Genomic DNA, 17,290 nt, shown 5'->3' with positions numbered 1-17,290 from the left:
GATGCGGGAGAGCGGCGCGGCTTCGAGCCACCTGCACGGCAGCGTCATCGCGTCACTCCCACTCCACGGTCGCCGGCGGCTTCGACGTGATGTCGTACGCGACGCGGTTCACGCCGGGGACTTCGTTGATGATCCGGGTCGAGATGCGTTCGAGCAGGTCGTGCGGGAGGCGCGCCCAGTCCGCGGTCATCCCGTCTTCGCTGGTGATCGCGCGGACGCCGACGAGATTCGCGTAGGTGCGTCCGTCGCCCATGACGCCGACGCTGCGCACCGGCGTGAGCACCGCGAAGTACTGCCACGGCCGCGGCGAGAGCTTCCCTTCGGCGATCGCCGCATCGATCTCGCTCGTCACGATGAAGTCGGCGTCACGCACCGTCGCGAGCGTCGCGTCGTTGACTTTGCCGATGATCCGCACCGCAAGGCCGGGGCCCGGGAACGGCTGCCGCTCGACGATCGCATTCGGAAGACCGAGAACGCGGCCGGCTTCGCGGACTTCGTCTTTGAAGAGCGCGCGCAGCGGCTCGACCAGATTGAGCGCCATCCGCTCGGGGAGGCCGCCGACGTTGTGGTGCGATTTGATCTTGTGGCCGGCTTTCGAGTCAGGCGTCTTCGACTCGATCACGTCGGGATAGAGCGTCCCCTGCACGAGAAACCGCACGTCGGGAATCTTCTTGGACTCTTCCTCGAAGATCGCGATGAACTCGTGGCCGATGCGGATGCGCTTCTCTTCGGGATCCTCGACGCCGGCGAGCCGCGCGAGAAAGCGCGCCTTCGCGTCGACGTGCACGACGTTGAGGTGCAGCACGTCGCGGAATGCCGCAACCACGCCGGCCGATTCATCTTTGCGCATCAGCCCGGTATCGACGTAGATGCAGGTGAGCTGCTTGCCGATCGCGCGCGCGACGAGCGTCGCGGCGACGGCGGAGTCGACGCCGCCGGAGAGCGCGCACAGCACGTTCGCGTCGCCGACCTGCGCGCGCACTTTGGCGATCGCATCGTCGACCCACGAATCCATCCGCCACGACGCCGCGATCCCGGCGATCGTATGCAGAAAGTTCTCGAGGATCGCCGTGCCCGCTTCGGTGTGCACGACCTCGGGGTGGAACTGCACCGCGTAGGTCCGGCGCGCGTCGTCGCCCATCGCGGCGATCGCGCAGCGCCCGGTGTGCGCCAGCGGGGTGAATCCCGGGGGCACCTGCGTCACCGAGTCGCCGTGCGACATCCACACGCGCGATTCGTGCGGCACACCCAAGAAGAGCGCCGAGTCGGCGCGGTCGACGGTGAGCTGCGCCGGGCCGAATTCGCGGTGATCGAGCGGGACCAGCGTACCGCCGAGGTGCTTTGCGAGAAGCTGCATCCCGTAGCAGATCCCGAGCAGCGGCAGACCGCTGGCGTAGACCTGCGGATCGCAGTCGAGCGCGTCGTCGCCCAGCGTCGATTCGGGTCCGCCGCTGAGGATGATCGCCGCCGGTTCGCGCTTGACGATCTCGCTCCACGCCGCGTCGTAGGGAAGCAGTTCGGAGTAGACGTTGGCCTCGCGCGCGCGCCGCGCGATCAGCTGGCTGACCTGCGACCCAAAATCGAGGATGACGACGGTAGCGGGACGCGCCTGCACGGACGTGGACATCGCGAGAAGGTTCGCCGGAGGGTCCGATGACTCCGCGGGCGCACGGTGAATCCTCTGCGCATGGACGCTCCCGGCACGCTTCGCCCACGTTTGCGCGAGGCGCGCGCGGCCGACATCGACACGATGGTCGATCTGCTCGCCGAACTCTTCGCGCTGGAAGCAGAGTTCGCGCCCGATCCGGCCGTGCAGCGACGCGCGCTCGTCGCGTTGCTCGGGGCGCCGCAGATCGGCACGCTCTTCGTCGCGGAGGTCGCCGGCGCGACGGTGGGGATGGTGAGCCTGCTCTACACCCTGAGCACGGCGCTCGGCGGACGCGTTGCCTGGCTCGAAGACATGGTCGTCGCCCGCCCTGCGCGGGCGCGCGGGGTCGGGGACGCCCTGATCGCGCACGCCGTTGCCTGCGCGCAGAGGCACGGTTGCGCGCGCGTCAGCCTGCTCACCGATGCCGACAACGTGAACGCGCAGCGGTTCTACGGGCGGGCGGGGTTCACGCGTTCGCCGATGGTGCTGATGCGCCGATTCTTCGAGGACGCTTAGGTCAGCACGTCGGCGAGCCGGCCGGCGTCGCGGGCCCAGACGACTTCCATTGCGATGCGCTCGCCGACGGAGACATCGCGGCCCCAGCGGTAGGAGGAATACGGCGTGTAGCGCGTCCCGGGCGAGCCCGGGATCCGCAGGCTGACGTCGTAGACGACGAAGTCCTTCGGCGGACCGCTGACGATCACGCACTGCAACGCGAACGGACCGATGACGCCGACGCCGTCGACCTCGCGCGCGGCGCGCACGAACCGCTCTCCCAAATCGAACGCCTTTTCGAGCATCGATTCGGTCAGCGTCGCCGCGATGTGTCCCGCTTCTTCCATCCGCATCGGCTCGTCGGCCAAGTCGCGCGCCTGCGCGAACGGCAAGCCGACGAACCCGTCCTTGTTCGTCTGACGCCGCGTGTCGGTCCCCATCAGTTCGAGCTCGCCGATGATCGGCGACCAAAAGAAGTTCAGGTTGATCGTCGGCCCGAGCGCGTACTCCTCGATCACCGCACCGCGCAGCCCTTCGGGCGTGACGGTTCCCGCCTCGAGAAGCCGCTGCGCCATGTGCGTGTACTCGCGCTCGGTGCGGACGAGAAAGAACGCGCGCTCGAACGAGACGGTCGCGTGCGGCGCCTTCACCATCACCAGCCGATCGATCTGATCGGGCGAGGACAACTGACGCGGAAAGCGGATCCCGGCCTTGGCCATCAGCGCGTACTGGTTGTCGGCTTCGTCGCGCTCCTCGGCGCGCAGCAGCCGCCGATTTCCGAAGAACGGCACCCGCATCCGCGCTTCGATCTCCGCGTACGAGTAGCGCTGGTGCAGATAGACTTCGAAGGACCGGTTCGGCACGAACACGACGTGCGCGGCGCGCAGCTTCTCCTGCACGTCGTCGTCGAGGATGCCGGCGAAACGTTCGAGCTCGAGCGTCGCGTCGACGCACCCGCGCGGCGGTCCGTCGAAGCGGCGGGCGTAGTACCGGTCGTAGGTCGCGTTGCGGCCGCGTTCGGTGACGATCAGGTTGCGCAGACCCTGCGCGCGCGCGCCCGCCGCGACCTCGAGCGCCGAGTGACTGCCGATCGAGCACAGCGCGAGCCGGCCGGAGTCGTAGGACGTCAGCGTGCCCGGCAGGTCGAAAGCCGGTGAGGGGTTCGGCGGCACGCCGAACCCACTACGACGAGAGGAAGCTGCGCGCCTCGGTTGAGTTGGGATACGCGACGATCAGCATCCGGCGGACCTCCTTGCCGGCCTCCTTCGCCGCCTCGGTATCCTCACGCGCGAGCGTATCGTACACGCGCTTGTAGAGGCGCGGCAGTTCGTAGTCTCGCGGATATTGATGCTGCCAATCCTCGAGCGAGTCGATCACGTACAGCGTGTCCTGCGTCATGCGGCCGCCCCAGCCGGCGTCGAGGTATTTGCCGATCCGGGTGATCTCGTTGCGCACGCCGATCGGCGAGAGCTTCGTGCGCCCGAAGTACTCGTCGGCGGGCGCCGTGATCACCAGGTAGACATTGTGCGAGAGGACGCGGCCGATCACCGGCAAGCCGTGCGCCGAGGCCCGGTGCGATGCCACGACCCGCGCCGCCGCGCGCTCCGCGTCGGAATAACCGGCCCCCGCGTTGCGCGCCGAGTCCACGATCGGGAAGAGTTCGCGCCCCAAATCCTGCGGCACCGAGGCGATCGGGAACGTCGCCTGCGCCGCGCGCTGCAGCGCGAGCGTCCGCCACGCGGTATCCTGCGTGAGGTTGTATGCGCGCAGATCCGCATCGACCTGACCCAGCAGCGCCTGGACGTCGTTCGGGAACTGCTGCGCGAGCGCCGCGGCGTCGGTGTCGGCGTCGCGTGCGAGCCGGCCCGGGTCGGCATCCTCCGCGTCGAGCTTCGCGATGATCGCCTGCGCCGCGGCGCCGCGCTGCGGGTCGTTCGCGTACGCCGTCGCGGAAAGGCGCACGTACCACTCCGCCGCGTCGTTGCTGATCAGCGGATCGTACTGGAGCTGCGAGGCGAGGTCGACGGTGATCCCTTTGAGCGCGGCGTTCTGCGGGTCGTCGCGGCGACGCAGTTCGTACGCGCGGCCTGCGTCGAGGACGGTCGAGAAATAGTCGAGCTTGTCCGCGAGATGCCAGCCCGACGCGGCGCCCTTGTCATACACCGCCTTCATCGTCTTGTACATGACGGCGGGGTCGATGTCGAGCGCGGCTCGCGCCGGAAGCGCCGGCGCCGCCGCGACGAGCAGCGCCGCCAGCGCGGCCGCGGCCCTAGTGATGCTGAATCGTCGAATCGTCGAGGATCGTGTCGAGCGAGTTGGAGAGCAGAGCATTCTTGATTTCACGCGCGATACGCCGTCCCGTTGACATCGGTTCGCTGTAGTTCAGATACGAGTACGGCGAGCCGTCGATGAAGAGGTTGGTCCCGGCGACGATGCGCGCCGAGATCTCCATGATGTAGAAGTTCGTGTCGGGCGTGATGATCGTCTCGATGCAGAACGCGCCGAAGAGCCCCTTGGGTCCGCATATCTCCTGGCTTACCCGCACGACGTCTTCGCCCATCCGGTAGGCTTCGGCGAGCATCGACTCGCGCAGGCTGATCGGCTGGTTGCCGACGACGACGTACGAAGGGTCGACGTCCATCCCGGCCTGCGCCTGCGAGGGGATGCGGCCGAGCGAGTCGACGTTTGTCTCGTAGCGCCGGTCCATCGACATGATCTCGAGCTTGCCGGTGAGCGACGAGTAGAAATAGTGGATGTAGAGCGGGACGCCGATGATGTACTCTTGCAGGATGTAATTCTGCCGCGCGAGCAGCGACGCGCGCTCCTCGAAGTCCATCGCGTCGCGCAGGAACATGTAGCCCTTGCCGCCCTGCGCACCGTACAATTTCACGATGACGGGCCGGTCGATCTCGGCGCCGGTCTTGAACTGGCGCGGCAGCTTCAGCCCCGCGCGCAGCAGCCAGTCGCGCTGCAGCTCGCGGCTCGCTTCCCAATCGAGAACCGCTTTGTTCCCGAAGTACGGGATGCGCATCTTCTTGTGGTCTTCGAGCGAGAGGTACGCGACGAACGAGCCGTGCGGGACGATGATGATCTTGCGCTTCTCGAGCTCGGGGACGAGCAGCATGAAGTCGCTGTACTTGTCGATCGTGATCACTTCGTCGACGAACGCGAACGATCGATACAGACGCTCGGTCTCGCGGTTCGCGATCGCCAGCGTCTTGAACCCCTCGTCGTGCGCGCCTTTGAGGATCTGCAGGGCCGAGTGCGACCCGAGCGTGGCGATCGTATACATCTCGCCCACGCCGCTGTCGCGCTGCCGCCCCTCGGCGTAGGTTTCTACCATCATCGTCATGCTGTCGTTGCCACCTGAAACGCGGGATTGCAGAGAAACGTCTCGACCGCTCTGGTCAATACGCCGGGATCGACGTCGCGGCCGCCTTCGTCGAGCAGGCGCCACGCCGTGCGGCGACGGATCGCGCGCACGCCGGGGATCGCGCGACCCGCGACGAGAGTCGCCGGGGCTTCGTCACGGGCGGCGATCCATACCTCGCCGGGAGCGGGTGCGTCGCTTGGCCGTTCGGCCAGGCGGTGCTTGTTGGGGTTGTGTATCGTCTCGATCGACGCGATCGTGGTCGCGAGTTCGGGCAGGTCGCCGTCGGTGTCGAAGAGCCACACGTCGCTGCGCACGACGCGCGCGACCGGGAGGCCGAGCCGCGCCAGCGTCTCGTAGGCGGTGAACGCTTCGTTGTCGGGGATCGTGAGCGAGACGGTGAACGTGCGGCGCGTCACGCCGTCACCATGCCGCGCACGGCCCGCGCGAACGCTTCGAAGAAGCGGATCCCGCCCGAGGGCGCGAGCATCGTTGCAGCGTCGCGCGTGCCGTCGAGGTGCTGAAACGTCCACGCATCGCGTTCCGGATGGGGCATGAGCGCGAGGACGTTGCCCGCGCGGTTGACCAGCGCGGCGCAGTCGAGCGCCGAACCGTTCGGTGCCGCTGTCGTCGTGCCGTCACGATCCGCGTACACGAACGCGAGATGACCGTCGCGTACGATCCGTTCGAGTTCCTCCGGCGGCGCGACAAGGCGGCCGTCGCCGTGCGAGGCCCAGGCCGGGATCACGGCGCCCGGTTCGATCCCCGCGAGGATCGGGACGCGCGCGGGCGCGACGACGAGTTTCACGTACACATGCACCGATTGAAAGCGGCCGCCCGCGTTCGGTGCGAACGCCGCCGTCGGCCGCCGCAGCGGACCGGTTCCGGGGACGAGCCCCGCTTCCGCGAGGATCTGCGCGCCGTTGCAGATGCCGAGCACGAACTTGCCGGCCCGCGCCGCGTCGATCACGGGATCCATCACCGCGTCGTGCGCGGCGACGGCGCCGGCGCGGATACGGTCTTCGTACGCAAACCCGCCGGGCAGGACGAACGCGTCGAAGTGCGCGAGCGCTTCGGGCTGCGACCAATGGACGATTGCGCCGTCGAGGCCCACGGCGCGCACCGCGCGCAGCGTCTCGTCCTCACTGTTCGTCCCCGGGAAGACGACGACGGCGACCCGCGCCCTGTCATGCTGAGCCCCTCGAAGCATCACGCCGCCGCTCCGTAGAAGTCGCGCAGCGGCGCTTCCCACGCTTCGCGCAGCTCCGCCATCGCGATCCGTTCGTCGCCGATCGCGGCGACGGGGTCGGCCAGTACTTCGCCGGCGTCGTACGCAGCGACGCGCATCTCGGCCGTCAACCGCGCGAACCCATCGGCGTCGACGACCTCGAGCACGAACGCCGGCGTCTGGGCGAACCACAGCACTTCGTGTCCGAGCGGTTCGGCGAGCGGCTTCGGATCGACGCGGAAGCCGCAGCCGCGCTCCGATGCGAGCGCCATCTTTGCGATCGCGGTAAGCAGGCCGCCGTCGCCGACGAGATGCGCGGACGCGACCACACGGCGCTCCAGCGCCGCGCGCACAAGCGCGCACTCCGCGGCGAACCGCCGCTCGTCGATCCGCGGCAGCGCGCGCGTCCGCAAAGCGAGACGTTCGGCGATCACCGAGCCGCCGAGCGCGTCCTGCAGCGGCGCCGTCACGACGATCGCCGCGCCGGGAACTTTGAAACCGCGCGTCGCGGAGACTGCGACGTCGGCGAGCGTCCCGATGCAGGCGACGATCGGCGAGGGTGCGACGTGATTTCCCGACGACGAACGGTTGTAGAGCGAGACGTTCCCCGACACGAACGGAACGTCGAACGCGCGCGCCGCGTCGGCGAGGCCGTCGACGGCCGCGACGAACGCGCCCATCTGCTCGGGAACCGTCGGATCGCCGAAGTTCAAGCAGTCGGTGAGCCCGGCGGGGATCGCCCCGACGGCCGATACGCGGCCGATCGCTTCGACGACGGCGAGCTGCGCCGCGCGACGTGCGTCGATTTTTCCGTAGCGCGGGTTGCCGCCGATCGCCGTCGCCGCGCCCAGCGGCGCGCCGGCGACGGGGACGAGCACGCCCGCATCGGCATAACCGGGCGGGATCGACGTCGCGCCGCGCACCACGCCGTCGTAGCGCCACACGATCGTCGCGCGCGAGCAGACGTCGCGATGCGCCAGCACGTCGCGCAGCAGCGCGCCGAGCGTCGGGTGTCCCGCGGCCGCGACGTCGCGCAGTTCGCGGTCGCGTTCGGCCGCATCGTCGACCGGCGGCGGGGCGATTGTGAACGGACGCGAGTACCGGATCCCGCCGGTGAGAAACTCCAGATCGACGTCCATCACCGTCTCGCCGTGCAGCCGCGCCACGTACCGCCGCGTGTCGGTCACTTTCCCGATCACCGCCGCGCATGCGCCGCGCGCGACCCGCGGCAGCGCGTACATCTCGTTGTAGATCGCGAGCAGCGTCGGCGTGAACGCAGGCGGCACGATCCAGCACAGCCGTTCCTGCGTCTCGCCGATCGCGATCACTTCGGGCGGCAGATCGCGCTGCGCCGTCGCGACGCGCTCGAGTTCCACCTCGGCGCCTTTGCCGCCGGCGGCGCAGAGTTCCGCGCTGCAGCCCGCCAGCCCGCCGGCACCGAGGTCCTTGAATCCCGCGACGATCTTCTGCTCGCGCAGCGCCGCGAAGACCGCATACGACGCGCGCATGATCACGTTTTTCAGGAACGGGTCGGGGACTTGCACGGCGCCCTTGTTCTGTTCCGCATCGTCTTCGTCGAGCGTGAGCGACGAGAACGACGCGCCCCCGAATCCGCTGCGATCGGTCGCTTTTCCCACCAGGACGATGTCCCAGCCGACGCTGTTCTCGGGAGCGCGCGAGTGGATGATCTCCTTCTCTTTCACCAGCCCAAGCGCGACGACGTTGACCAGCACGTTGTCGTCGAACGAGTCGTCGAAGAACACGTCGCCGCCGACGTTGGGGACGCCGATCGCGTTGCCGTAGGCGGCGATCCCGTCGACGACCTGCTGCGCGACGTACCGGCAATGCTCGTTCTCCAGCCGCCCGAAGCGCAGCGGATCGGCGACGCCGATCACCTCGGCGCCCATGCACAGCACGTCGCGGACGATCCCGCCGATCCCGGTCGCGGCGCCTTCGAACGGGACGACCTGCGAGGGATGGTTGTGCGACTCGTGCGCGACGACGATCCCGTAGGTTTCGCCCTGCCATTCGCCCAGCCGTACGATGCCGGCGTCTTCGCCGACGCCCAGGAGTACGCTCGGCCCGTCGGTTGGAAGTTTCTTCAAGTGCTCGCGCGACGATTTGTAGGAGCAATGCTCGCTCCATTGCGCGTCGAACGCGAAGAGTTCGGTCGGCGTCGGGACGCGGCCGAGATGCGCGGCGATCCGGTGCAGTTCGTCGCCGGAGAGCGCGACGCCGAGCCGGCGGCCGAGCGCGACGGCGTCGTCGTGCGCGGCCGCGGTCATGCCCGCGCGACTCCCGGCGGAGGCGCCGGCGGCGGCGCGTTGAGCCGTGCGTCCGCCGAGAGCACCTCGCTGCGCGCGTTCGCCTGCATCAGCAGGACGCGCCCGAACAGCACGGTGTCGTCGAGCGCGAACGTCTTCGCGATCTGCAGCGCGGCTTCGCTCGCAGCCTGCACCGGCGACGTCGCGGTCGCGACGACGGCGTTCGCGGTGTTCGCGGCAAGCATCGCGCCGAGCACGGCGACGCCCGGCTGCGCGCCGACTGCCGTATAGATGATCCGGGCGAACGTGGCATCGAGCTGCGCGAGCAGCTGCAGGGCGTAGCCCGGCGTCTGCGCCGCCGAGACGACGTGGCGGACGATCGGCAGACCGTAGCGCGAGAGCTCCTGGGCGACCGGTTCGGCGAGCGGAACGTTCTCCGGACCGTCGATCAGCACCGCGACCATCCCCGGCCGCATCTGCGGAAACGTTCCCACGATTTCGGCGACCTGCTCGTAGCGCGCCTTGACGTGCTCGAGATCGGCCGGGGTGACGGTCTCGAGGTTGCGGTACATCTGCTTGTCGAGCATCAGGTCTTCGCGGCCCTGCGGCCACACGCGCCACGCGTCGTTGTCGATGACGTCGGCGATGACGAGCTGGCCCTTCCCCTCGCCGCTTGCGAGCCGGCCGAACTCGATCTTCAGATCGACCAGCAGCGCGTCGCGGCGGCGCCACGCGTGCGCGAGGATCTCGTAGGTGATGCGCGCGAGCTCGGTCATCGTCGCGACGTCGGACGGCGACGCGATCCCCTGCGCGACAATCGTGTCGGGATCGATCAGCGGATCGTGGTTGGCGTCGTCCTTGAGAAAGAATTCGATCAGCCGCGGGACGAGCAGCGATCCGCGCTGGATCCCCGGCCGCCGGCGCACCAGCGAGCCCGCGGCGACGCCCCGCACGACGACCTCGAGCGGGATCATCTGCGCGCGCCGCACGAGCATCTCGTTGTCGTCGTCGTCTTCGCCGCCGGAGAGATAGTGCGTCGGCAGACCGCAGAGGTTGAGCAGACGGAAGACGCGCGCGGTCGTCTTGGCCGCGATGCGGCCCTTGCCTTCGATGACGTCGCGGCGCGCGCCGTCGCCGGCGGTGATCGCGTCCTGCTGCTGCACGACGAGCACGTCGGGCTGGCCCTCGAGCTCGTAGAGCACCTTGGTTTTACCGCGCGCGATCTCGTGCCCTTTCTTCATCGCCATTACTGCTTCGGCACGGTGTCGCGGATGCGCTTCGCGAGGCGGCGCGCGCGTTCGGGGGCGTCGCCGACGTGGGAGGTCGGGTCGAGACGTTCGCGGACTTCGGCGGGGTCGACCCAGCGTCCGATCCGTTCGTCGTCGGCGAGCAGGCGCGCGAGCGGATTGGTCTCGCCGGCGGCCAGCGCGTCGTATGCGTGCATCGCGCTCTCGCGAATCACTTCGTGCAGCTCCTGACGGTCGCCGCCGCGCTTGGCGGCCTCCATGAGAATCGCTTCGGTCCCCGCGAACGGGCCGTAGGTGCGCAGGTTCTCTGCGATGCGGCGCTCGTCGACGCGCAGCCCCTCGACGATCTTCTTCGCGAGGGTGAGGATCTCGTCGCTGCACAGGAGCGCTTCCGGCAGGATCGTTCTGCGGTTCGCACTGTCGTCGAGCGTGCGCTCGAGCAGGTTCGTCGCCGCGTTTTGCCATGCCGCGTCGGCGTAGCCGGGGAGCAGACGCGCGAGCGAGTCGATGCGTTCGGCCATCACCGGGTTGCGTTTGAACGGCATCGCGCTCGAGCCGACCTGCTTGGCGCCGAACGGTTCGGCGATGTCGCCGAACCCCGGGCTCGCGAGGATGCGCACGTCGAAGGCGAACTTCGACAGCGACGCGCCCATCCCGGCGAGCGTCGAGAGCAGCAGGTAGTCGAGCTTGCGCGGATAGGTCTGGGTTGCGACGTCGCGCGCCTGCAGATCGAAGTGCGCGAGGACCTCGTCTTCCTGTTCCTGCGGCGAATGGCCGGTGCCGTCGAGCAGACGCGTGTACGACGCCGATGTGCCGACCGCGCCGCGGATCCCCTTCGCCGTCAACTGCTCGCGTGCGGCGTGCAGCATCGCGCGATCGATCAGCAGATCCTGCGCGTAGACCGCCAGCCGGTAGCCGAGCGTCGTCGGTTCGGCAGGCTGCAGGTGCGTGTAGCCCATGCACACGAGGTCCGCGTGGCGCTCGATCCGTGCGGCGAACGCGAGCAGCAGCTCGTCGAGCGCCTCGAGGATGCGCGCCAGCGCAAGCCTCATCCGGAACGTCTCGACGTTGTCCTCGATGTCCATCGAGGTTGCGCCGAGGTGGATCTTCCCGCCGCCGACCGTCGCCTGGCGGGCGAAGACGCGAATCTCCGCCATGAGATCGTGCCCGATCTCTCGCTCGATCGCCAGCGCCGCGTCGAGATCGATCTCGTCGCGGTGCGCGCGCAGGTCGGCGACCTCGGCCGCGCTGACCAGGCCGGCACGCTGCTGCGCTTCGGCGAGCGCGATCCACACGGCACGCCAGAGCTTGCGTCGCTCGCGTTCGGAGAAGATCTCGCGCAGCGCTGGGCGCGCGTAGCGCCACGAGAACGGCGAGGCGTATGACGTATCGTTCACGGTCCGGCGCGTCGCTTTCGCGCCGTGTTCCGGAACGGCCTCGACGACCAACGTAGGAAGCAACGAAGGGGCCGCCGTTCGGCGACCCCTTCGCAGGTGGTGAGACGGATCCGATTCAGCTTAGAAGCCGTAGCCGAGCGTCGACTCCTGGATCGCGATCAGCCCGAGGGTCGTCGCGCCGATCTGATCGACGGCGACCAGGTTGATCACGTACGGCTGGCCGGCCGCCGCGGCCGGAGCCGCGATCACCGTCACCGGGACGGGGTTCCCCGCCGCGACGCCGATGCCGTCGTAGAAGCCGCCGGCCGGGATCCCGTTGATCGGCGAGGTCGCGAACCTTCCGGAGGCGAGGTTGCCGGCGCCCGCGAGGACGGTCGGCGTGCCGCACGTCGCCGGAGCGACCGCGACCGTCGTGCACTGCCCGAAGCCGATGCCCTTGTTGATCGCGGTATACGCCGGCGCAGCGTTGAGCGAGATCGTCTCGGCGCCGGCCGGAGCAGTCGCGAACACGTTCGCGCCGATCGTGAAGAGGATGAGCTGCGCGGTCTTGCTGGCCTGAGTCCCCGCCAGCACCAGGTCGTACCGCGTGTTCGCGGCCGGGGTGAAGCTGGTCGTCTTGATCGCCGCGCTGCCCAGGTAGGGGTTCGGCGCGTTCGCGCATTCCGCGCCGACGTTGCTCCCGCCGAGCGACGCGTAGACCGAGATCGTGTGCGGAATGCCGGACGTGATGGTCTGCAGGGTCGAGGCGCCCTTGTAGGCGACCGAGACGGCGCCGGCCGCCGGGGTCAGCGGCTGCTGATCCAGGCAGACGTCAACCGCGCCCGCGGCGCCGGTTCCGGAATCCGGCGAGCCCTGGATGAACCGCAGCAGAGCCGAGCCGGACGCGCCGGCCTGGAACGTGCCGGAATTGGCGCCCGCGGCGTTCGGCGTCCCGGCGAACGGCAGGGTCGAGCCGTTGCCGCTCGAGCACGCGGCGAGCGAGACTGCGAAGGTGCCGAGGACGGCAAAACGGGCGAGGAGACTACGCATGCGTGGAGTGACCTCTCAAGGAGCCGAATGACGAGCGGCGACGCAGGTCAGCGATTAGCGGACCCGCGTTCGTGGCCGACGTTGGATTCTACGCAAAATGAATCCTTTGGGGAGCGAGCCGAAAGGGGAATCCCGGCCTCTACCGTGATGCGAGGCGCGCCGCGAGGTCGGCGGTGAGCAATTCGATCATTGCGCGCGGATCGTCGATACGCCCCGTCACCACGGCTTCGAAGCCGCGCACCGCGGCCTCGTAACCGTAGCGCGCGCGGCGTTCGCCGATCCGCCGCGCGATCGGGCGCAGCGCGCGCTCGCGCCAGCGATGGCGCGCCGGGATCGCGCCGCCGCCGGGGCGTGCGAGCTCCCACAGCAACGCGAAGTCGTTCGCGAGCGCGCTCGCCAGCGGGATCGCCGCGCCGCGCGGATCGTTCGCGAAGAGTTCGAACGCGATCGCCAGCGCCTCGTCGGGGCGTCCCTCGACGAGCGCCTGCGCGTAGTGCCAGGCTTTGGCGTCCTCCACGTCGAGGCTCTCGCGCTCGAGATCGGCGAGGGTGATCGTGGTGCCGAGGAGTGCCAGCTTCTCGAGATCGTTCTGAATCGCGCCGAGCGAAGCGTCGCCGTCAGAGAGGACGGCAACCACGCGCGGCTGCGCCTTCGCGCCGAGCCGCGCGAGCGTTTCGTGGACGAAGCGTTCGCGCACGTCGGCATTGGGCGTCGTATCGATGCGCAGCGCCTTGCGCCCCGCGAGCTGACCGAACGGCTCGGGCTTCGTCGCCTTCTTCGGCGGAAAAAGATCTTCGAGGACGAGCGTGTTGCCGGCAGGGACCCCTTCGGCCGCAGCCCAGAGATCGCGGCGCGGCTGCGCGCGCATGCGGTGGCAGTTGCGCACGACGACGACGCGGCGCTCGGCCAGGAACGGCATCGCATTCACCGCGTCGCCGACGACGCGCCCGACGGCGTCGGTCTCCGGTCCCTCGACGACGTCGCAGTTGAGCTGGCGAATGTCGAGCGGGAGCAGGCGATCGAGGATCGCATCGAGCGCGCGCTGCGCCAGCATCGGTTCGTCGCCCTCGATGACGACCAAACCATCGATCTTCGGCTCCTTATCGACGAACTCGTAGTACTTCACGAAGCGCTCCCGCCCTCAGCGTGACAACGCGGCGAGGCAGGGGCGGTGTTCGAGATCGGGGACGGCGTCGGCGTAGGGCGGGGCGAGTACGCCGTATTCCGTGATGAAGCCGGTGATGAGGCGGCCGGGCGTGACGTCGAAGGCGGGGTTGTAGACCGGATCGTCGGCGGCGATGCGCACCTCGTCGGCGTTGCGCTCCTCGATCGGGATCGCATCGCCGGATTCGATCGCGAAATCGAACGTCGAGCGCGGTGCGGCGATGTAGAACGGAATGCCGTGATGCGCCGCGGCGATGGCGACGCCGTAGGTGCCGATCTTGTTCGCCGTGTCGCCGTTGCGCGCGATGCGGTCGGCGCCGACGACGATCGCGCGCACATCCTTGCGCTGCATCGTGATCGCAGCCGCGCTGTCGACGATCAGCGTGCACGGCAGACCGGCTTCGCGCAGCTCGAACATCGTCAGCCGCGCGCCCTGCAGCAGCGGGCGCGTCTCGTCGACGAACACGTGCAGTTTCTTCCCGGCACGATGCGCGGCGACGAAGCAGCCCAGCGCCGTGCCGTCGCCGCCGGTCGCGATCGGGCCGGTGTTGCAGTGCGTGAGCACGTTGCCGATCGCCGGAAACAGCTCGATCGCCGCTTCGCCGATGCGCCGGTCGACGTCGCGCTGTTCTTCGTGGATGCGCTGCGCTTCTTCACGCTCCGCTCCCGGCGACTGCAGGACGCGGTCGACGGCCCACGCGAGATTCACCGCCGTGGGACGCGCCCCGCGGATGCGCTGCGCCGCCGCTTCGAATGCAGGGCGATCGCCCGCGTGCAGCTGCGCGGCGAGCGCGACGCCGTAGGCGCCGAAGATGCCGATCGCCGGCGCGCCGCGCACCGCAAGCGTCGCGATCGCGTCGACGACGTCGTCGACGCTCCGGGCGCGCTTGCGCACGACCTCGCGCGGGAGCGCGCGCTGATCGAGATATCCGACGGCGTCGCCGTCGTACCAGACCGAATCCACACCCGCGGATTCGGCGCAGGACGAGGCTACGCCCGCACGGCGTTCATCGCGGAGTAGCAGTTGCGGCAGTACACCGGGCGGTCACCGCGCGGACGGAACGGCACAGTCGTCTCGGCGTTGCATTGCGCGCACACCGCGTCGAACATCTCGCGCAAACCGGCCGTCGACGACGGCACGCCCATGCCGTTCGTCCGTTGCGACTTGCGCGCAGCGCGGCAGTCGCGACACCGCTGCGGCTCGTTCTCGAACCCCTTCTCCGCGTAGAACATCTGATCGCGGACCGTGAAGTCGAACGTGTTGCCGCAGTCCTTACAGGTCAAAACTCTGTTCTGATACACCGACCTCGGCCGGACGGTCAGCCGCCCTGGCCCCCCTGGGTAGCGGATGAGAAACACGGCGCCGCCTAGGGCTGCGTCGTAGGGGGGAGTATACGGTAGCACGGGTCTCTTGGCAATCGCCCGAGGGAGCGGTCGACGTGCGGCTCCCTCGGCGCGCTAGCGGAACCCGACCCGGGCCGTCTCGCGCTTCGGCTCGATCGTCGCGACGGTGGCCGCCGCGACCGCGGCCTCGTACCCTTTGTCGCCGCGCGCCGGGTCGGCGCGCTCCTCGGCCTGGGCGCGATTCTCCGTCGTCAGCACGCCGAATCCGATCGGGATCCCGCTGCCGAGCATGACGTCCATGATCCCGCGCGCGCACTCCCCGGCGACGAAGTCGAAGTGCGGAGTGTCACCGCGGATCACGACGCCCAGCGCGACCACGCCGTCGAGCTGCGAGCCCGCGATGAGGCGCCGCGCGGCGATCGGCAACTCGAAGCAGCCGGGGACGCGCACCGTCTCGATCGCATCGGCAGCGACGCCGCAGTCGCGCAGCGCGCGCCGCGCGCCGTCTTCGAGTTGAGCGGCGAGATCGGCGTAGAAATCGGCGACGAGGATCGCAAACCTCTTGCCGCTCGCGTCGGGGAGCGCGTGGGCCTTCTCGGTCTTCATGCTTCCACCGGATTGGGTGCGCCGAACATGTGGCCCATCTTGTCGCGCTTCGTCTCCATGTAATGGACGTTGAACGGCGTCGGCGCGATTTGAATCGGGACCCGCTCGGCGATCGTGAGACCGAAGCCTTCGAGCCCGGCGATCTTCTTCGGGTTGTTGGTGAGCAAGCGCATCTCGCGCACGCCGAGATCGACGAGGATCTGCGAACCGATGCCGTAGTCGCGCTTGTCGGGCGGCAGCCCCAGCAGCACGTTCGCTTCGACCGTGTCGGCGCCGGCATCTTGCAGCGCATACGCGCGCAGTTTGTTGGCGAGGCCGATCCCGCGGCCTTCCTGATGCAGGTAGAGGAAAACACCGCGTCCTTCGCGCGCGATCGCGGCGAGCGCGGCGTCGCGCTGCGGTCCGCAGTCGCAACGCAGCGAGTGCAGGGCGTCGCCGGTGAGGCACTCGCTGTGCACGCGCACGAGCACGCCTTTGCCGTCACCGATCTCGCCCATCACCAGCGCGACGTGCGCGATCTTGTCGGTCTTCGACTCGTACGCCACGCCGCGAAACGCGCCGTAGGCCGTCGGCAGCGAAAACTCGGCGATCCGCTCGACGAGCTTCTCGTGACGCATCCGGTACGCGATGAGATCCTTCACCGTGATCATGCGCAGGCCGTGCTTCTTCGAAAACGCTTCCAGCCGCGGCTTGCGCATCATCGAGCCGTCGTCGTCCATGATCTCGCAGATCACGCCGGCCGGATAGAGTCCCGCGAGCCGCGCGAGATCGACCGACGCCTCGGTCTGCCCCGCGCGCACGAGCACGCCGCCCTCGCGCGCGCGCAGCGGAAAGGTGTGGCCGGGCCGCAGAAAATCGGCGGGTCCGCACGACTCGTCGATCAGCGCGCGGATCGTGTTCGAGCGATCCTGCGCGGAGATGCCGGTGGTGACGCGTCCGCGCGCTTCGACCGAGACGGAGAACGCGGTACCCAGCGGCGCGGTGTTGTCGTTCACCATGTTCGGGATCTGGAGTGCGTCGAGCCGCTCCGAGGTCATCGGCACGCAGATCAGCCCCCCGCCTTCCTTGCGCATGAAGTTGACCGCTTCGGGGGTAACCTTCTCGGCCGCCATCACGAGGTCGCCTTCGTTCTCGCGATCCTCGTCGTCGAGAACGACGACCATCTTGCCGTCGCGGATATCGGCGATCGCCGACTCGATCGAGTCCATTGCACTCCATTCTGCGTCGAGCCGCCGCCCGAGGACGGGCAGCACCGCAGCGAGCGACCGGATCGTCCGGTACGACGGCTCCCGCCGGCCGCTGCGCAGCAACGAGATCGCGGCCTCGGTGAGGCCGGACCGCTGGGCCAACTGGGCCGAGGTCAACTCGGCCGCCGCCATCGCCGACCGAAGGTCGTCCGCGAATCGCTGCATGCCATCTTAGACTGCGTCCCGCGCTTAACAGTTGTCAACGCTGTCACGCTGAGCCCGCGTGATCGCGAGGGGGTTTACGTAAACGA

General features: G+C 68.9%; 16 protein-coding genes. 1 reads left to right on the top strand and 15 read right to left on the bottom strand.

Translation table 11 applies throughout. The features are described 5' to 3' along the window. Positions 1-52: 52 nt before the first annotated feature. Complete coding sequence (gene guaA, locus WPS_RS06165) at positions 53-1,627, bottom strand: glutamine-hydrolyzing GMP synthase (RefSeq protein WP_317996968.1); 1,575 nt, start codon at positions 1,625-1,627, stop codon at positions 53-55. Positions 1,628-1,687: 60 nt separating this feature from the next. Here guaA and WPS_RS06160 point away from each other — a divergent pair, with 60 nt between their 5' ends. After that, positions 1,688-2,164: a GNAT family N-acetyltransferase gene (locus WPS_RS06160; RefSeq protein WP_317996967.1), complete on the top strand. Its 477-nt coding sequence runs from the start codon at positions 1,688-1,690 to the stop codon at positions 2,162-2,164. Here WPS_RS06160 and WPS_RS06155 read toward each other — a convergent pair. The 14 genes from WPS_RS06155 to WPS_RS06090 form a co-directional block, all read right to left on the bottom strand. Beyond that, the gene (locus WPS_RS06155; RefSeq protein WP_317996966.1) at positions 2,161-3,315 is read right to left on the bottom strand and encodes a DUF1297 domain-containing protein; all 1,155 of its coding nucleotides are present in this window, start codon (positions 3,313-3,315) and stop codon (positions 2,161-2,163) included. The two genes, WPS_RS06160 and WPS_RS06155, sit on opposite strands and share 4 nt — an antisense overlap. 10 nt (positions 3,316-3,325) lie before the next feature. Further along, positions 3,326-4,474 (bottom strand): hypothetical protein, encoded by a 1,149-nt coding sequence (locus WPS_RS06150; RefSeq protein ID WP_317996965.1) that lies wholly within the window; start codon positions 4,472-4,474, stop codon positions 3,326-3,328. After that, on the bottom strand, positions 4,413-5,435 hold the full coding sequence (locus WPS_RS06145; RefSeq protein WP_405054938.1) for a formate--phosphoribosylaminoimidazolecarboxamide ligase: 1,023 nt from the start codon (positions 5,433-5,435) through the stop codon (positions 4,413-4,415). Before WPS_RS06145 ends, WPS_RS06150 begins: the two co-directional genes overlap by 62 nt. A 56-nt stretch (positions 5,436-5,491) precedes the next feature. Further along, entirely contained in the window at positions 5,492-5,932 is a 441-nt protein-coding gene (locus tag WPS_RS06140) for a hypothetical protein (RefSeq protein WP_317996963.1), read from the bottom strand. After that, complete coding sequence (purQ, locus tag WPS_RS06135; protein WP_317997504.1) at positions 5,929-6,723, bottom strand: phosphoribosylformylglycinamidine synthase I; 795 nt, start codon at positions 6,721-6,723, stop codon at positions 5,929-5,931. The genes WPS_RS06140 and purQ overlap by 4 nt, the downstream gene beginning before the upstream one ends. Continuing rightward, on the bottom strand, positions 6,723-9,026 hold the full coding sequence (gene purL, locus WPS_RS06130; protein WP_317996962.1) for a phosphoribosylformylglycinamidine synthase subunit PurL: 2,304 nt from the start codon (positions 9,024-9,026) through the stop codon (positions 6,723-6,725). Before purL ends, purQ begins: the two co-directional genes overlap by 1 nt. Then, positions 9,023-10,246, bottom strand: a complete 1,224-nt coding sequence (locus WPS_RS06125) for a phosphoribosylaminoimidazolesuccinocarboxamide synthase (protein ID WP_317996961.1) — start codon at positions 10,244-10,246, stop codon at positions 9,023-9,025. Before WPS_RS06125 ends, purL begins: the two co-directional genes overlap by 4 nt. Positions 10,247-10,251: 5 nt before the next feature. Then, positions 10,252-11,649: an adenylosuccinate lyase gene (gene purB / locus WPS_RS06120; protein ID WP_317996960.1), complete on the bottom strand. Its 1,398-nt coding sequence runs from the start codon at positions 11,647-11,649 to the stop codon at positions 10,252-10,254. Between the two features lie 120 nt (positions 11,650-11,769). After that, positions 11,770-12,678, bottom strand: coding sequence for a hypothetical protein (locus WPS_RS06115; protein WP_317996959.1), 909 nt, complete (start codon positions 12,676-12,678; stop codon positions 11,770-11,772). 139 nt (positions 12,679-12,817) lie between these two features. Further along, on the bottom strand, positions 12,818-13,804 hold the full coding sequence (holA, locus tag WPS_RS06110) for a DNA polymerase III subunit delta (protein WP_317996958.1): 987 nt from the start codon (positions 13,802-13,804) through the stop codon (positions 12,818-12,820). A gap of 15 nt (positions 13,805-13,819) precedes the next feature. Continuing rightward, a complete protein-coding gene (gene mtnA, locus WPS_RS06105) occupies positions 13,820-14,806 on the bottom strand; it encodes an S-methyl-5-thioribose-1-phosphate isomerase (protein WP_317996957.1) in 987 nt (328 codons plus the stop codon). Between the two features lie 26 nt (positions 14,807-14,832). After that, positions 14,833-15,144 carry a zinc-ribbon domain containing protein gene (locus WPS_RS06100; RefSeq protein ID WP_405054937.1) on the bottom strand — a complete coding sequence of 104 codons (312 nt, stop codon included), beginning with the start codon at positions 15,142-15,144 and terminating at the stop codon, positions 14,833-14,835. 156 nt (positions 15,145-15,300) lie between these two features. Then, the gene (ribH, locus tag WPS_RS06095) at positions 15,301-15,792 is read right to left on the bottom strand and encodes a 6,7-dimethyl-8-ribityllumazine synthase (protein WP_317996955.1); all 492 of its coding nucleotides are present in this window, start codon (positions 15,790-15,792) and stop codon (positions 15,301-15,303) included. Next, positions 15,789-17,204: a bifunctional 3,4-dihydroxy-2-butanone-4-phosphate synthase/GTP cyclohydrolase II gene (locus WPS_RS06090; protein ID WP_317996954.1), complete on the bottom strand. Its 1,416-nt coding sequence runs from the start codon at positions 17,202-17,204 to the stop codon at positions 15,789-15,791. Before WPS_RS06090 ends, ribH begins: the two co-directional genes overlap by 4 nt. Positions 17,205-17,290 lie beyond the last annotated feature (86 nt).

The sequence above is a fragment of the Vulcanimicrobium alpinum genome, assembly GCF_027923555.1.
GTDB classification, from domain to species: Bacteria; Vulcanimicrobiota; Vulcanimicrobiia; order Vulcanimicrobiales; family Vulcanimicrobiaceae; genus Vulcanimicrobium; species Vulcanimicrobium alpinum.
Note: the sequence above shows the minus strand (reverse complement) of the source record. Positions and strands in the feature narration are given on the sequence as shown.

Excerpts from the sequence above, each read along its gene's own strand:
- guaA (WP_317996968.1), bottom strand. The coding sequence starts at position 1,627 with ATGTCCACGTCCGTGCAGGCGCGTCCCGCTACCGTCGTCATCCTCGAT.
- WPS_RS06160 (WP_317996967.1), top strand. The coding sequence starts at position 1,688 with ATGGACGCTCCCGGCACGCTTCGCCCACGTTTGCGCGAGGCGCGCGCG.
- WPS_RS06150 (WP_317996965.1), bottom strand. The coding sequence starts at position 4,474 with ATGCTCTGCTCTCCAACTCGCTCGACACGATCCTCGACGATTCGACGA.
- WPS_RS06145 (WP_405054938.1), bottom strand. The coding sequence starts at position 5,435 with ATGTATACGATCGCCACGCTCGGGTCGCACTCGGCCCTGCAGATCCTC.
- purQ (WP_317997504.1), bottom strand. The coding sequence starts at position 6,723 with ATGCTTCGAGGGGCTCAGCATGACAGGGCGCGGGTCGCCGTCGTCGTC.
- purL (WP_317996962.1), bottom strand. The coding sequence starts at position 9,026 with ATGACCGCGGCCGCGCACGACGACGCCGTCGCGCTCGGCCGCCGGCTC.
- WPS_RS06125 (WP_317996961.1), bottom strand. The coding sequence starts at position 10,246 with ATGAAGAAAGGGCACGAGATCGCGCGCGGTAAAACCAAGGTGCTCTAC.
- WPS_RS06115 (WP_317996959.1), bottom strand. The coding sequence starts at position 12,678 with ATGCGTAGTCTCCTCGCCCGTTTTGCCGTCCTCGGCACCTTCGCAGTC.
- ribH (WP_317996955.1), bottom strand. The coding sequence starts at position 15,792 with ATGAAGACCGAGAAGGCCCACGCGCTCCCCGACGCGAGCGGCAAGAGG.
- WPS_RS06090 (WP_317996954.1), bottom strand. The coding sequence starts at position 17,204 with ATGCAGCGATTCGCGGACGACCTTCGGTCGGCGATGGCGGCGGCCGAG.